The organism is Candidatus Brevundimonas phytovorans, assembly GCA_029203145.1.
In the GTDB taxonomy this organism is placed as follows: domain Bacteria; phylum Pseudomonadota; class Alphaproteobacteria; order Caulobacterales; family Caulobacteraceae; genus Brevundimonas; species Brevundimonas phytovorans.
In genome coordinates this window covers 1,640,436-1,654,400 of the sequence record CP119309.1, presented here as the reverse complement: position 1 = coordinate 1,654,400, position 13,965 = coordinate 1,640,436, and the positions used below count along the sequence as shown (strand labels likewise).

The window sequence follows — 13,965 nt, the reverse complement described above, 5'->3', positions numbered from 1 at the left end:
GTCAGGTGGAGGCGTAGCCGCCGTTCAGCGCATAGCTGAAACCGATGGGCAGGGCGGACCGGAACAGGGTGAAGAAGGCGGCCAGTTCACCCAGGGTCGAGCGCGGCACGAAGATGATGTCGCCGCGATGCAGGGTGACGACCTCGGCCCGGCGCGGGCGCAGGTCGATGGGGCGCATCATGCGGACGCCGCCGGGGCCGCGACGGATCAGAGCGGCCTGGGCGGACCTGGCCGAGGGCAGGAAGCCGCCAGCCATGACCACGGCCTGATAGGCGTCGATGTCGCCCGGCATGTCGAACACGCCCGGATTGCGCACCTCGCCGTCGACCCAGACCTTGAGCGGGCCAGCCAGGCGCAGGGTCACTTCCACCTCGGGGCGGCGCAACTGGGCGGCGTAGCCCTCGGCGATGTCGGCCTCCAGCTCGGCCAGGGTGCGGTCCGCCGCCATGACGTGACCGAGCAGGGGCAGGGAGACGCGGCCGTCGGGCCCGATCTTGAGCTGACGGGTCAGTTCGGTCGCAGTGGGCAGGGCGACCTCGATCTCGTCGCCCGGAAACAGCAGGTATTCCGGCGCTATGTCGGTCCAGGGGGCGAAGGCCAGATCGGGGGCGTCCGTCGATGCGCCGGTCATCGCGCCGCGACCGCTGGCGCAGCCTGCCAGGCCAGCGGCCAGGCCCATCAGAACAAGGCGACGGTCAGGGGTCATGTTGGGCGCGAAACAACGGTCATTTTCAAATGAAGGCCAAGCTGGACCCTTATGGGTAACGCCCGGTTAACGCGGGTCCTTCAAGGGTAGAAGCGAAGTTCCCAGGATGGATGCGTCCGGCCCATGCCTTCTATGTCCCGTGCAGCCGCTCGACCGCGTTACGGCGTCCTGGACGTCGTGGCGCTGCTGTTTCGCGAGCTGTGGGTGATGCTGCTGGTCTTCGCCGTCCTGTTCGCTCTGGGCGGCGCGGCCGTGCTGACGCTGAAGAAGACCTATACCGCCGGGGCCAGTCTGTTTGTCGGCGTGGGTCAGGAATACGTCTATCAGCCGCGCGTGGGCCAATCGGAACGTGGCATGCCGCCGACCGCGACGGAGGTGGCCCAGTCCGAGGCGGCGATCCTGAACAGCACCGAGGTCAAGCGCCGCGTGGTGCGCGCCATGGGCGTCGAGAGCTTCCAGCACGGCAAGCCCTCGACCGCCAGCCGGGCCAAACAGGAAGACGACGCCGTCCGCGCGGTCGGGGCCGGCCTGGACGTGGTGGTGACGCCGCTGAGCCCGGTCGTCGGCCTGACCTACAAGAGCGACGACGCCGCCCTGTCTGCGCGGGTCCTCAATGCCGTCATCGAACAGTATCTGACCTATCGCCGCGAGGTCTTCCAGGACCGCGCCACGCCCGCCATCCAGACGCAGCGCCGGGCCTTTGAGGATGAGCTGGCCACGGCGGATCAGGCCTATGAAGAGTTTCTGCGCACCAATAATATCGGCGACTTCGCCACGGCCAAGGCGACGCTGGCGGCCACCTATCAGTCGGTCTTCGCCGAGCGGATGGGGGTGCAGGCGCAACTGAACCAGGCGGCGCAGCGGCTGATGACCCTGGCAGGGCAGCAGGGCCGCACCCCGGTTGAAATCGCCTTGCAACAGGACCTGAACATCTCGGCGCAGGATCAGATCCTGCAGTTGCGGACCCAGCGCGAGGACCTGCTGAGCCGCTATCAGCCCGACGCCCAGCCTGTGCGCGAGATCGAGGCGCGGATCGCGCAGATGCAGGCCTATGTCGGCACCGGAACGGCGGTGGGGGCCAAGGAAGTCCGCACAGGGCCCAATCCTGTCTGGGTCGAGCTGGAGACCACCCGGATCAACGCCCAGGCCGAGCGGGATTCCCTGGCTGCGCGTCTGGCTGTGCTGGATCGCCAGGTGACGGACCTGCGGGCGCGTCAGGCGCGCCTGACCGAGCTGGAATCGCGCAACGCCACCCTGGCCGGCAATCGCGAAGTCCTGACCGCGTCGATCCGCGAGTTCCAGCAACGCGAGACCCAGAGCCGGGCCGACAACGAACTGGTCAAGGCCGGCGCCGACAATGTGACGGTGATCGAGCGCGCCCAGACGCCCTCCAAAGGCAAGAGCCTGAAGGCGCCGCTGATGATCGCGGCCTTCCTGTTCGCCGGTTTCACGGCCCTGTGCGTGGGTCTGCTGCGGGTCTTCCTGCGGCGGGGCTTCGCCTTGCCGTCGACGGCGAGCCGCACCTTGCAGATGCCGGTGCTGGCTGTGGCCCCGATGAAGGCGGGCTGATCCCTTTGAACGTCGCCGGCCATGCTAGGCTGATGCTTCAATGGTGAGCGCGTAACCGATTCGATGGTCGATCTGACGACGGAAATGGCGGGACTGTGGGCGGCGCTGGGACCAGCGTCGGCCCATCGCGGCCGCGTCATCCAGTTCGCCGCCGCCACGACCGGCGACGGCGTCTCGACAGTGGCGCGGGAATATGCGCGGCTGGCCGCCGTGCGCGCCCGCAGACCCGTCTGGCTGATCGACGGGGATCTGACCCAGCAGGGACAGTTGGACGCCATCGCCGCAGAGCCTGAGCGGTTCGGCCGTCTGGCGGCGCCGGTCCAGGCCTCGCCGGACGGTTCGGCCTTCTATGCGGTGACGCCGCCGATGCGCGGGCGTGACGGCCTGCCGGTGGCCCCCGCGCGGCTGGTGACGGCGCGCGCCTGTCTGGGCGGGCGGCTGTTCGTCACGCGCTTCCATACCGAGCTGCTACGCGCCGGCCAGCGGGTCGAGCCAGTGGCGGAAGCCCGTTACTGGACCGCCCTGCGCGCCCATGCCGATACGGTGGTGATCGACACGCCCGCCGCCGACCGCAGCGACATGGCCATCACCCTGGCGCCCTTTGTCGACGCCACCATTCTGGTGGTCGCGGCCGAGACGACGGCGGCCAGCGAGCCGGTGGCCCTGCGCGACGAGATCGACGCCGTGGGCGGGCGCATCGCCGGGGTGGTGATGAACCGTTCGACCTGGACGCCGCCGCCCATGCTGAAGCGGCTGGTCGGCTAGGCCTTCTGACGCTCCAGCCGCGCCAGTTCGCGCGCGCCGTAGAAGTGCGGCTCGAAGCCCTTCATCCAGAACAGCTTGCCCAGACCGCGCGCGCTTCGGTCCAGCATCTCGGCGCGCCGGGGGCTGGCGATCAGGGTCAGGGCGAGCGCGGCGCTTCCCCAGACGACGGTCTGGGCGGCGCCGATCACCATCCAGCGCGCGACGGCGGGCCAGTTCCGGGCGGCAGCGGCGGTCTGGCTGGGGCCTTGTCCATAGGCGAAGGCGCGGGTCAGGGCGTAACGCAGCGTGGCCCTGTGCGGCGGGGCGAACTCGTCCACCCAGGCGTCAGCGGCCCAGCCGAATTGACCGCCGCGCGCCGCCAGGGCCGCGAACAGGGCGTCGTCCTCGCCGCCTGACTGATCCGCCGAGGTGTTGAAGGGGGCGACGCCGGGCAGGGCGGCGGCGCGCACCAGCAGGGCGTTGCCGCAGCCGTGAGGGTTGTCGATCCGTTGCGACTGCGCCGGGCCTTCGCGACCGAAGAAGCGTTCGAGGTAGGGGGTGGTCCAGCCGGTCCCGTCGGGCACGCGGCCCCGGATCGGGCCGAAGACGGCGTCCGCGCCGGTGGCTTTCTGGCCCGCCAGCAAAGCCGCCAGCCAGCCGGGCGAGGCGGCCTCGTCATCGTCGAGGAAGGCGATCAGGGGCGCGTCTGTGGCGGCCAGACCTTCGTTGCGGGCCGTGGCTACGCCCGGCCGAGGGGCGTGACGCCAGATCAGGGGCACGGGGGAGGCGGGGCGCAGGCGGTCGACAGCATCACGAGAACTGGCCGCCGGATCGTTGTCGACCACCACGATCTCGCGCAGGCGGTCGGCGACGCCGGTCTGGAGGAAGAGGGAGCGCAGGGCGCGCTCCAGACTGTCGGGGCGACGCAGGGTCGGGACAATGACGGCGACGTCGGGGGCGGTCACGCCAGGACCTCGCCCACCGTGCGGATGTCGCAGCCGACCTTTTGAGCATGGGCGATCAGGCGTAACAGGGCGTCGGGCGTGCAGCCCCAGGGCGAAGGGGCCTCGCGCACGTCGTGGGTGTAGAGGATCAGCCAGGCGTTCTCAGAGACGGCGCGGTCGATCCATTGGCGACCGACCACCTGACCGTCCGCCCCCTCGATGCCGACGCCGGGCAGTTGGTTCAGGTCGGCGCCGTCGTGGACCAACCCCTTGTGCACCCCGCGCAGCGAGGAATAGCGCCCGGCCAGCAGGCCCTTGGCGCGCGGCGAGACCTCGCCATAGGGATAGGCGAAGTGGATCGGGGCGGCGCCTAGGCCGCGCAGAGCGGCGTCGTTGGCGTCCAGATCGGCGGTCAGATCCGCCTCGCGCGTGCGATGGCAGTCCAGATGGTCGTAGGTATGGCCCGCGACCTCATGGCCGCGTCGGATCAGATCGCCGATCTCGCCGCTATCGGCGAAACGGCCCATATGGCCTTCCTGCCCGAACAGGCCGCCGCAGACGTAGAAGGTGCCGCGCGCGCCTTGGGCCTCAAGCGCCTCGGCGCCGGCGTGAGCGGCGCTGACGGGAATGTCGTCGAAGGTGAAGCTGACGGTCGGGCGGGTCAGATCCAGTCGCGCCGGGCGGCGGTGCGTCAGCCGGGCGAGGCGGCGGCGCAGCTTGCCCTTCAGGCTGAGGTCAGGCGTGTAGGGCTGGATCATATCGCCTCCGCATAGAGGGCGGCGCGGTAGAGGCGCAGGCTGAAGGCGCGCAAGGGCGTCGGCAGGGCGGACAGTCGGGCGGCGCGTTTGAACAGGGGGCGGATGGCCTTGAGGCCCGGCACGGCCTTCAGCTTTCGCGCCACGCGATAGCTGGGGTAGGCGGCGACGAAGTCAGGGTGTCGCGCGACGACGCGGGCGAAGTTGGGGGCCGACTGTTCGTACTTGGCGGCCAGAGCCTCGACTGTGTCCAGACCCATGTGGGTGGCCGGGTTGTCCAGATGCACCACCGCGAACCGGCGCGAGACGCGCATGGCCCACTCGACATCCTCCCAGCCCCAGCCCGAGAATCCGGGGTCGAAGGCCTCGGCGTCGAACACGTCGCGGCGGACCAGCAGGTTGGAGGTGAAGACGTACTTCTCGGGCTGCAGGGCGCGCTGATCGTGGGGCAGGCAGTCGGAGCGGGCGGCCATCTGGCGATGGACGGCGAAGCGGGCCTCGTCCGGGGCCTGCAACAGGGAGAAGCCGCCGAAGGCGACGGCGGGGGCTTGGTCGCGGGCCAGCGCCGCCCAGGTTTGCAGGAAGCGGTCGTGGTCGGGCCGCATGTCGCTGTCGAGAAACAGCAGGCTGGCCCCGCGTGCGGCCGAGGCCAGTCGGTTACGTCCGATGGAGCGGCCTTCGTTGGCGCTGAGGGTGATCAGGCGAGCGGGCAGGGTCAGGGCGTCGATCTGGGCCGTCAGGCGGGCGGTCAGCGCGGGATCAGCCGTGCCGTCGTCCAGAAGGACCAGTTCGGCCCGACCGTTCAGCGCCGACGCCTCACGGTCCAGCAGGGCCAGAAGGGCGGCGGGGTCGTCACGCAGGAAGGGGACCAGGACCGACAGGATGGGCTGGATCTCAGTCCGTGCGGGGTTGTCGTGCAGTCGGGCGTTCATGCGGCGGCCCTTCTGGCGCGAAGGGCGCCGATCAGGCGCTGTCCCAGCTGGCGAACGCCGCCCGCGTTCAGGCCCCAGGCGCAGGCGCCGTAGACGACCGCGCCGACGGAGGCGTCCAGCATCAGCTCGGCGAAGCCGCCGACGGGGGGCAGGACCCAGACGACCATAGCCATGACGCCGGCGGCCAGCGAGCAGCGGATCAGGGCGTTCCACGGGATCGGCAGCGGCAGGATGCGATGGCCGATAGAGGCCGAGGCGAGCAGGCCGACCGCGAAGCTGGCGGCCGTGGCCCAGGCTGCGCCGACGACGCCGAAGCGCGGGATCAGCAGCAGGTTGAGCGCCACATTGGTCACGGCCGGCACGCTCATCGCCAGCAGCAGCCAGCCGGTGCGGCGGCCCAGGGTGAAGGCCTGATGGAAGTAATAGACGGTCACGCCCGACAGGAAGGCGGACAGGGCGATCCACGGCGTCACCAGAATGGCCGCCTCGCGCAGGTCCTCGCCGATCATGAACTCTGACAGCGGTCGCGCGACCAGGGCGACGCCGACCGCCGCGGGCAGGCCGATCAGGACCAGGGTCGAGGCCTGTTCGCGCGCGGCCAGGACCAACTGGCGACGCCCGCCGCGCTCCAGCGCCATGACCAGGGCCGGTCCCCCGGCCGCGCCCAGCCAGATGAAGAGGACGTCCAGCGTCCGATTGGCGATGCTGTAGCCGGCATGATAGGCGCCGACCGCCGCCTCATCGAGGAAGATGGCCAGCAGGAAGCGGTCGGTCGAGGCCAGCACCAGCGAGAGCCCGAGCGAAGCCGCAATCGGATAGCCATAGACGGCGTAGGCCTTAAGCCGCTGGGAATCGACCACGCCCTGACGCGCCTCGCGCAGTTCGCCGGGCAGGAAGAAGGGCAGGGCCATCAGCGGGGCGATCAGCAGGCCCGCCAGCGGTGAGGCGCCGCCCGCGCCGCCCAGGGCGAAGGCCGCCCCGACGACGAACCCGGCGACCGTGTTCCAGATGTCCAGCGTGGCCGCCTGGCGCACCTCGCCCGCCGCCCGATAGCGCTCCTGGGCCAGCTTGGCGAAGCAGCGCACCGGAATGCCGACCAGGGCCACGGCCAGGGGGAAGCGGAATTCAGCCGGCATCGGCCAGAGCCAGACGGCCATCCCCGCCACCGGCAGGAAGACGGCGGTGACGATGAAGGCGGTGCGATAAAGGCTGGCGAAATGGCTGGCCATGTCCGCGCCTTGGCGCTGGGCGGCCCAGAAGCGCGCCATGGCGGCTTCCAGCCAGCTGAAGCTGGCCACATGGGCCAGGGTCATGACCGACAGGGCCAGGGCGTAGCGCCCATAGTCCTCTGCGCTGAGCAGACGGGTGAAGACGATGATGGTCAGAAAACCGACCAGACCCTGCATCACATTGGCCGGCAGGTAGCCCAGCACGCCGCGCCAGAACATCAGCGCACCGACATCCGGTCGCCCAGCAGGACAGGAATGGTGACGGCGATGATCCACAGATCCAGCCAGAAGGACTGTCGCTCGATATAGTCGATGTCCAGCCGCACCCGTCGGCGCACCTCGGCCTCGGTATGCAGGGGGCCGCGCGAGCCCTTGATCGCCGCCCAGCCGGTCATGCCGGGCTTGATGCGGTGACGATGGGCGTAGTCGGCGACCAGGCGTGCGGACTCGGTCTCGCCGGTCTTCATGCCGATGGCGTGGGGGCGCGGACCGACCAGGGACATCTCGCCGCGCAGCACGTTCAGCAGCTGCGGCAGCTCATCCAGGCTGCTGACCCGCAGGAAACGGCCGAGGCGGGTGATGCGGTCGTCGTCGGCCGTGACCTGACGGCTGGCGGTGGCGTCGGCGGTCTCATGACGCATGGTGCGGAATTTCCACACCACGATCTCTTCCTGATTGAAGCCGTGGCGGCGCTGGCGGAACAGGGCCGGACCGGGGCTGTCGAGGCGCACCAGGGCGGCGATCAACAGCAGCAGGGGCGCCAGCAGCAGCAGGCCGACCGAGGCCAGCACCAAATCCTGCAGGCGCTTGTGAAAGGCGCGGCGATCCGGCGACACGGTTCCCTGCATCAGGGCCAGCGGCGCCTGGGCCAGGCGTTCGAGCGCCGCATTGCGCTGCTTCGCCGTTCGGGGATCGACCAGCAGGGTCAGGGGAATGGGCAGGACGCCGAGGCGGTGGGTCAGCTCGCTGACGCGGGCCACGGCCTTGGGGTCGATGGCCAGGACGATGCGGTCGATATAGGGCGTCAGGCGATGGTTCAGCAGGGCGTCGACCTCGCCCAGGACCGGGACGCCCTCGACGGCGCGGGGCGAGCGCGCCAGGCGGTCGTCGAACACGCCGAGGACATTCAGGTCACGACGCTGCAAGGCCTCCTGGATCAGGGCCTCGGCGTGTCGCGTCGCGCCGACGACGACAAGATTCGGCGTCAGGGTTCCCCCGCGGCGCCAGCGCGCGACCAGATAGCTCCAGGCCATATGGGTCGCCAAGAGGACAGCCAGGGTCGCCACGGTCCATTGGCTGTAAACCGACCAGGGCGTGGTCACGCCGTGCAGGGCCAGGCCGGTTAGGCCGACCGCGAGACCACCCACCGCAACGATCGCGGCGACGCGCGCCAGATGCAGGGCCAGCAACTGGTCTCGCTCGAACCGGTAGAGATCCAGCGAGCGCAGCAGGGCCAGGACGGTCATGGCCCCGACCGCCAGAGGCAGGGCCTCGATGACGCGCGCGGCCATCAGGCCGTAGTCGATGGAAAGAAGCGCCAGGGCGAGGAAGCTCATCCCCCAGACGCAGACGATGTCCACGCCCCGGAAGTAGAAGACGCGAAGGCGAGCGGCCCCGCGCTGGCGGCTGTTCAGCCAGAGGTCGGGACGAAACGGCCCGCGTCGCGCCTGACCCGCCGTCAGCGAATCAGCCCCGCCCGCCGCCGCCGTCTGCTCGGCGTCGGCGGTTCGGGTCGGCGCGGTAAAGAGGGTGTCGGCGGACGTCATGAGAGAGGAAAAGCGCGATCTAACAGGCGTGAGGTTCAAGGTTTTCTCGCATATCGGCCATCTATGGCGCGTTAACGCGACAGTATTTCAGCTGCCCCGTTGCGCCGGGGCGAATGACTCGCTATCCACGCCGCCTGCCGGAGACGTGGCCGAGTGGCTGAAGGCAACGGTTTGCTAAATCGTCGTACCCTGTAAGGGGTACCGAGGGTTCGAATCCCTCCGTCTCCGCCAGAACCCCGTCCGCAGGGGTCCGTGGCAATCCACAGCAAACCTCCCAGACCCCTAGATTACCGGGCTTTTTGTCCGCTCTAGTCCATACCCGTTCGCTCGAAGCCAACGCTCGCTCTTAGGGCGGAACTTAGGGCGGACTTAGGGTGGCGACCGGTCCTGTCGTTCCTCTATGTTCTCTTTACGTTCACGGAGGCCGTATGGCGCGCGCGATCAACAGACTGACGTCCAGAGGAGCGAAAGCTCTTCGAGAGCCCGGCATGCACGCTGATGGCCAGGGGCTCTATCTGCGAATCGATCAGACCGGTGCCCGGCGTTGGGTCTGGATTTATTTCCGGCATGGAAAGCGTCGAGAGATGGGGCTGGGCTCCATTGAGGATGTGGAGCTGTCCGAAGCGCGTGCGGCTGCCAGCAGGGCCCGGCAGGACCTTGGCGAAGGTCTCGACCCCATCGAAAAGCGGCGCGCCGACGCGATCCCGCCGACGGCGCGCACATTCTCCGCCGTCGCCAACGACCTGATGGACGCCTTGGAGCCCAGCTGGCGCTCGCCGAAGCAGCGGGGGCAGTGGGAGGCATCGCTAACGCAGCACGCGCCGGCCATCTGGAAGGCGGACGTTTCGGCCGTCGACACTGAGATGGTTCTCGCGGCGCTGACGCCGATCTGGTCGGCTAAGGCCGAGACGGCCACGCGGGTGCGATCAAGGATCGAGCGGGTTCTCGATGCCGCGAAGGCGAGGGGGCTCCGCCAGGGTGAGAACCCGGCGCGTTGGCGGGGCCATCTCGCATCTCTTCTTCCGAAGGCCGCTCGCAACAAGGCGCACTTCGACGCCATGCCTTACGGCGATGTCCCGGCGCTCATCACCCTCTTGGCTGGCCGCAAGAGCGTGTCGGCGCTCGCGCTGCGCTTTCTGATCCTTACTGGAAAACGCTCAGGCGAGGTTCGGGGCGCGGACTGGTCCGAGATCAAGGGCGAGACCTGGGTGATCCCTGCTGAGCGCATGAAGGCGGGCAAAGAACACCGGGAGCCGCTGTCGCGGGCTGCCATAGCCCTGCTCGACGGCATCCCGCGGGACGTTCGGTCGGGCCTTATCTTCCCCGGTTGGAACGGTCCGCTCAGCGACATGACGCTCAGCAAGGTTCTCCGAGCCAACAATATCCCGAACGCCACGGTCCACGGCTTCCGGTCGTCGTTCAGAGACTGGGCCGGCGACTGCACGCACCACCCGCGCGAGCTGATCGAAGAGGCGCTGGCTCACCAAATCGGCAATGCCGTGGAGCGTGCCTATCGCCGGTCTGACGCTCTCGAAAAGCGGCGTGGCCTCATGGACGCCTGGGCCGACTTCTGCACGGGCAAGGTCGGGAACGTCACACAGTTTCCAAAGCGCGCGTAGGAGGCGCAGATGCACGAACAAGATGGGCCTGACGAAGCATTTGCCCGCGACCTGGCCGAACTGGACCGGGAGCTTGAAGCTCGCACCGATCACCAGATGCCGGAGAAGACCGTCAGCCTTCTGGCTGGGCTGGTCGCCGGCATGTCTCTGGTGGGGAGGCCCGCATGATGAGCGACGCCCCGGATGCTGAACTTGCCGACCTGATGTTGAAGCTGGTTGGGCTGGACCTGACCTGCGCTGACGGTCGGGCGGGCGCCGGCTTTATCTTGCGCGAGATCGAGGCCAAGGCGCCCGGCTCGATCGCCCGCATGCAGGCCGGGCTAGAGCGAAGTCGAGGCGTGCAGTTGCAATGATCGTGACGACCGTCGGCGCGCTGCTGGAGCAATGCGTTCGCGTTACATGGTCGTGCCAGTGGTGCAGAGACGGCGGCAAGGTCGATCTTCAGCGCATTGCCCGCCACAAGGGACTGAGCTTCTCCATGCTCAACCATCTTCCCCTCTGCACCAACGGTGATTGCAAGGGGATGATCCGGTTCCAGGCGCATCACGGCATGCGGTCGCACTGGTTGATGACGGCCGAGGGCGACCAGAAATTTCAGGCTCACAGCGACTGGCTGTTCCAGGCAAACATCATCGAAAGGCGTCGGCTCGCTCAGAAGCAACGAAGGGCGGGTCTACCGAAGGGGGAACCAAAGCCGACTCGTCCGACTGAATCGCCGGATAGGAGGTCGCCATGAAGAAGCTGGTTCAGGCCAAGGCCGGGGTGAAGTTGGAGCGTATAGAGCGCCTTGCGGCACGCCAGAAACGGGAGACCTTCTTCCGGTTGACCAGCCACAGGAAGACACCCGAGCGCCTGATCTTCGACGAAGCAGAAGCGCGACGCGCCTTTGCCCAAGAGGTGGCGATCTCACTGGAGGATGACGTGGTCCAGGGGCTGATCAAACTGGGCGCGTTGGACCACTGAACGCAAACACCCCCCGCCGGCGAGGGCGAGGGGTGTTCTGCTGCGAGGCAGCTGGAGCGCATCCTGCTCCGTCTTTTCAATGTGCCGGACGCGTGAGAGGTTCCCGTCATGTGCAACCTCTACCGACAGCGCAGCGGCCCCCAGGCGATCCTCGACCTGTCGCGCGCCATGCGGTCTGACGTCGGCAACATGGAGCCGCGGGACATCTACCCCGACTACGCGGCGCCCATCGTGCGCTGGGAGGGGGAAGATCGGATCCTGACCGCCGCGCGTTGGGGCATGCCGTCGTCACGCAAAGCGCTGATGGATGCGGCGACCAGGCGCGCCGACAAGCTGCGAGCCAAGGGCAAGGCCGTCGATTTCCCCAAGCTGCTGGAAATGGAACCGGACAGCGGCACGACCAACGTCCGCAACACGGCGTCCTCGCACTGGAAGCCATGGCTCAAACCTGAGCACCGCTGCTTGGTCCCCTTCACGGCCTTCAGCGAGCCGGGGCGAGACGCCGAAGGCAAGTACCGGCCGATCTGGTTCAAGCTGGCCGTCGACGACCCGGAGCCGCTGGCCTTCTTCGCCGGCGTCCACGTCCAGGACTGGACCTGCGTTCGCAAGATCAAGACCGGCATGGAGACCTGCGACCTGTTCGCCTTCCTGACGACCGAGCCCAGCGAACCGGTAAAGTCGGTCCACCCCAAGGCCATGCCGGTGATCCTGACCGAGCCCGACGAGATCGAGGCCTGGATGTCGGCGCCGTGGGAGATCGCGAAAGAGCTGCAGCGGCCTTTGCCAGATGGAGCGCTCGTCACATGCTGACGCCAAACCGCGTCGAACTGCTTGGTGGCCTGGTCGCCGTTGGGGGCATAGCTGTCGCACAAATATGGGAGCATCCATGGGCGTCATGGTTGGGCCCGATGGCGATAGTGACAGGCATTCTGGTCGTGCTGCTGCAGAGACCCCTGTCCAGAAGGCGCGGCCGGCGGCGCCGTCGGCGGTAGGAGTGCGCAAGGTCTCCCGACTCAGATAGACCGTCGGGCATGACCCCCGCCGAACTGAACGACGCGCTGGACGGCATGGCGAAAGCTGCTGGCGATGACGCCGACAAGCTGCCCGGCCTGATCTCGGTGCAGACCGACCACTGGGTGAACGTGCTGTCCGGCGTCAGGGCGACTTGCTCGGCCCTGCATGACGGGCTGCGGCACCGGGACATCGTGATCCACGTCGGTTCGGCGCAGGAGACCAAGGTGCTGACCCGCGCCGAGGCGGGCGAGCGGGGTCAACCGTATCGCGATCTGACGCCGCGCGCCTGAAACGACAAAAGCCCGCCCCGGCGAACCAGAGCGGACATATCAACTAGGCAGCGCCAGGGGCGCGGAGATTGGAGACTGTTTCAGCTTGTTGGAGGAGTAGCCGCCGCACAGAACGCAGGGCTCTCGAATCCAGACCATCGCCGCGGCCATCCGTCATGTCGATGACGACTTCCAACATGTCGGCAGCCTCTGCAGGATTTCTGGGGCTGTGACGCATGATGCGCTCCTCCAATCGGGAGAAGCGCGCCCATGTGAGATCGTCACCCTTTTCCTCGAGCGACATTTGACGCCAACGCTGTACTGCATGCTTGAAACCATTGGGCATCTGGCAGCTCCATTGCTTGACACCCTGATGAGGGGCTCAAGGTTGAGTCGCCACAACTTAATGGTTAACGATATCCACAGACATGTAAGTCTAGCCATAATGCCGGAGCCCGCGGTCTCGACCCTTGCAGACAGCGCCCGCGCCCCCATTTAGAACTCAGAGCTTCGGCTCGGTGAGCCCGTCTGAGTCCCAATGTGGCAGGCGGGCTTTTGCTTGTCTGGCCTAACCCGGCAGAAGCCTTCGCCACAGCGGCCTCTCTATTCGCCCGACCCCCGCCGTATCGACCGCATCGCTCCCCGTCACGATCTCGAAGCACGTCCGATGTTCAGCCGTTGGCGCGCCCCTCATTTGACCAGGTTGCTCGATCCGTACATCTGTCAGTCGGCGGGGGGCTCAATGGCTATGAGGCCAGTTTCTGATGATCATAGCTGCCACGGCCACCACCATCGCCACAGGTGTGCCCAGCACGATGCCGCGCCGCATCTTATGCGCCGCAAACAGGATTTCCCCCAGAATTGTGGAGATCAACATTCCGCTTCCCCCGAAACGATGACTGACATTTCCACATCCCCAGACGATCGTCGACGCCGAATCTCACTGAACGCTTTCACGCGGACACTCCAGCCCCTTCATTCCAATGGTGTCGAAGAAGCGGCATAGGCGGCCAACTTGTGCCCATCCAGCCTCGCCCCAGGCCTCGACCGCGTTGTCGTGCTGCTCGCCTGCGATGCGGCTGGTCAGCACCTCGTCAGACGGCACCGGCTTAGGCTGGACCCTCAAGTCCTCGGCACGGGGCAGGGCGGCGCCCGACGTCGCGCAGCTGGCGACAGCGACGCTGCAACTCACGATCATCAGGCACGCCATCAGGAAGGGCTTGCGCGGCATGGTCTCTCTCCTCTTGCCGGTTGCGGATGGTGGTGTTGTCGTGGACAGCCCCGTTCGCGGCGGTTTCCCGCGCGCTGGAGGCCTTGCTCTCGGCCTTGGCTTGCTCGGCCGCCTGACGGTCGCGAACGCTCTCAGCGCCCCTGTGAGCGCAGTATCCGCCGAAGATCAGGACGGCGGTGAGGACGGTGAGGATCAGCCAGGCGGTCGGGGTGAGGGCGCGGGCG

The 13,965-nt window shown here is 67.8% G+C and carries 18 protein-coding genes and 1 tRNA gene; 10 read left to right on the top strand and 9 right to left on the bottom strand.

Annotation, left to right across the window (positions count from 1 at the left end; genetic code table 11):
• Position 1: 1 nt before the first annotated feature.
• Positions 2-706, bottom strand: a complete 705-nt coding sequence (locus P0Y52_08080) for a polysaccharide export protein (GenBank protein ID WEK56516.1) — start codon at positions 704-706, stop codon at positions 2-4.
• Between the two features lie 132 nt (positions 707-838).
• On the opposite strand from P0Y52_08080, the gene P0Y52_08075 reads away from it, so the two are divergent.
• Both P0Y52_08075 and P0Y52_08070 read left to right on the top strand, forming a co-directional pair.
• On the top strand, positions 839-2,275 hold the full coding sequence (locus P0Y52_08075) for a chain-length determining protein (GenBank protein WEK56515.1): 1,437 nt from the start codon (positions 839-841) through the stop codon (positions 2,273-2,275).
• A 63-nt stretch (positions 2,276-2,338) separates the two neighbouring features.
• Positions 2,339-3,040 (top strand): hfsB, encoded by a 702-nt coding sequence (locus P0Y52_08070; GenBank protein ID WEK56514.1) that lies wholly within the window; start codon positions 2,339-2,341, stop codon positions 3,038-3,040.
• Here P0Y52_08070 and P0Y52_08065 read toward each other — a convergent pair.
• From P0Y52_08065 to P0Y52_08045, 5 genes are read right to left on the bottom strand one after another with little or no spacing between them, the layout of a single operon-like run.
• Positions 3,037-3,984, bottom strand: a complete 948-nt coding sequence (locus P0Y52_08065) for a glycosyltransferase family 2 protein (GenBank protein ID WEK56513.1) — start codon at positions 3,982-3,984, stop codon at positions 3,037-3,039. The genes P0Y52_08070 and P0Y52_08065 overlap by 4 nt on opposite strands.
• On the bottom strand, positions 3,981-4,721 hold the full coding sequence (locus tag P0Y52_08060; protein ID WEK56512.1) for a polysaccharide deacetylase family protein: 741 nt from the start codon (positions 4,719-4,721) through the stop codon (positions 3,981-3,983). Before P0Y52_08060 ends, P0Y52_08065 begins: the two co-directional genes overlap by 4 nt.
• Entirely contained in the window at positions 4,718-5,650 is a 933-nt protein-coding gene (locus P0Y52_08055; protein WEK56511.1) for a glycosyltransferase, read from the bottom strand. Before P0Y52_08055 ends, P0Y52_08060 begins: the two co-directional genes overlap by 4 nt.
• Positions 5,647-7,098: a lipopolysaccharide biosynthesis protein gene (locus P0Y52_08050; protein ID WEK56510.1), complete on the bottom strand. Its 1,452-nt coding sequence runs from the start codon at positions 7,096-7,098 to the stop codon at positions 5,647-5,649. The genes P0Y52_08055 and P0Y52_08050 overlap by 4 nt, the downstream gene beginning before the upstream one ends.
• The gene (locus P0Y52_08045; GenBank protein ID WEK56509.1) at positions 7,098-8,645 is read right to left on the bottom strand and encodes an exopolysaccharide biosynthesis polyprenyl glycosylphosphotransferase; all 1,548 of its coding nucleotides are present in this window, start codon (positions 8,643-8,645) and stop codon (positions 7,098-7,100) included. Before P0Y52_08045 ends, P0Y52_08050 begins: the two co-directional genes overlap by 1 nt.
• 139 nt (positions 8,646-8,784) lie before the next feature.
• Between P0Y52_08045 and P0Y52_08040 the strand changes: the two genes are divergently transcribed.
• The 8 genes from P0Y52_08040 (at position 8,785) to P0Y52_08005 (ending at position 12,531) form a co-directional block, all read left to right on the top strand.
• Positions 8,785-8,876, top strand: a tRNA-Ser gene (locus P0Y52_08040).
• Between the two features lie 197 nt (positions 8,877-9,073).
• Positions 9,074-10,264 (top strand): integrase arm-type DNA-binding domain-containing protein, encoded by a 1,191-nt coding sequence (locus P0Y52_08035; protein ID WEK56508.1) that lies wholly within the window; start codon positions 9,074-9,076, stop codon positions 10,262-10,264.
• Positions 10,265-10,273: 9 nt separating this feature from the next.
• Positions 10,274-10,432, top strand: coding sequence for a hypothetical protein (locus tag P0Y52_08030; protein WEK56507.1), 159 nt, complete (start codon positions 10,274-10,276; stop codon positions 10,430-10,432).
• The gene (locus tag P0Y52_08025) at positions 10,429-10,617 is read left to right on the top strand and encodes a hypothetical protein (GenBank protein ID WEK56506.1); all 189 of its coding nucleotides are present in this window, start codon (positions 10,429-10,431) and stop codon (positions 10,615-10,617) included. The genes P0Y52_08030 and P0Y52_08025 overlap by 4 nt, the downstream gene beginning before the upstream one ends.
• Entirely contained in the window at positions 10,614-11,000 is a 387-nt protein-coding gene (locus P0Y52_08020; GenBank protein ID WEK56505.1) for a hypothetical protein, read from the top strand. Before P0Y52_08025 ends, P0Y52_08020 begins: the two co-directional genes overlap by 4 nt.
• Entirely contained in the window at positions 10,997-11,227 is a 231-nt protein-coding gene (locus tag P0Y52_08015) for a hypothetical protein (protein WEK56504.1), read from the top strand. Before P0Y52_08020 ends, P0Y52_08015 begins: the two co-directional genes overlap by 4 nt.
• Positions 11,228-11,335: 108 nt before the next feature.
• Positions 11,336-12,037 (top strand): SOS response-associated peptidase family protein, encoded by a 702-nt coding sequence (locus P0Y52_08010; protein ID WEK56503.1) that lies wholly within the window; start codon positions 11,336-11,338, stop codon positions 12,035-12,037.
• 221 nt (positions 12,038-12,258) lie between these two features.
• Entirely contained in the window at positions 12,259-12,531 is a 273-nt protein-coding gene (locus P0Y52_08005) for a hypothetical protein (protein WEK56502.1), read from the top strand.
• A 43-nt stretch (positions 12,532-12,574) separates the two neighbouring features.
• Here the strand turns inward: P0Y52_08005 and P0Y52_08000 are convergent, their stop codons facing one another.
• The 3 genes from P0Y52_08000 to P0Y52_07990 all read right to left on the bottom strand — a co-directional run bounded on the left by P0Y52_08000 (position 12,575) and on the right by P0Y52_07990 (position 13,741).
• A complete protein-coding gene (locus P0Y52_08000; protein WEK56501.1) occupies positions 12,575-12,856 on the bottom strand; it encodes a hypothetical protein in 282 nt (93 codons plus the stop codon).
• A 393-nt stretch (positions 12,857-13,249) separates the two neighbouring features.
• Complete coding sequence (locus tag P0Y52_07995) at positions 13,250-13,387, bottom strand: hypothetical protein (protein ID WEK56500.1); 138 nt, start codon at positions 13,385-13,387, stop codon at positions 13,250-13,252.
• A 63-nt stretch (positions 13,388-13,450) separates the two neighbouring features.
• Positions 13,451-13,741, bottom strand: a complete 291-nt coding sequence (locus P0Y52_07990) for a hypothetical protein (protein ID WEK56499.1) — start codon at positions 13,739-13,741, stop codon at positions 13,451-13,453.
• Positions 13,742-13,965: the final 224 nt, after the last annotated feature.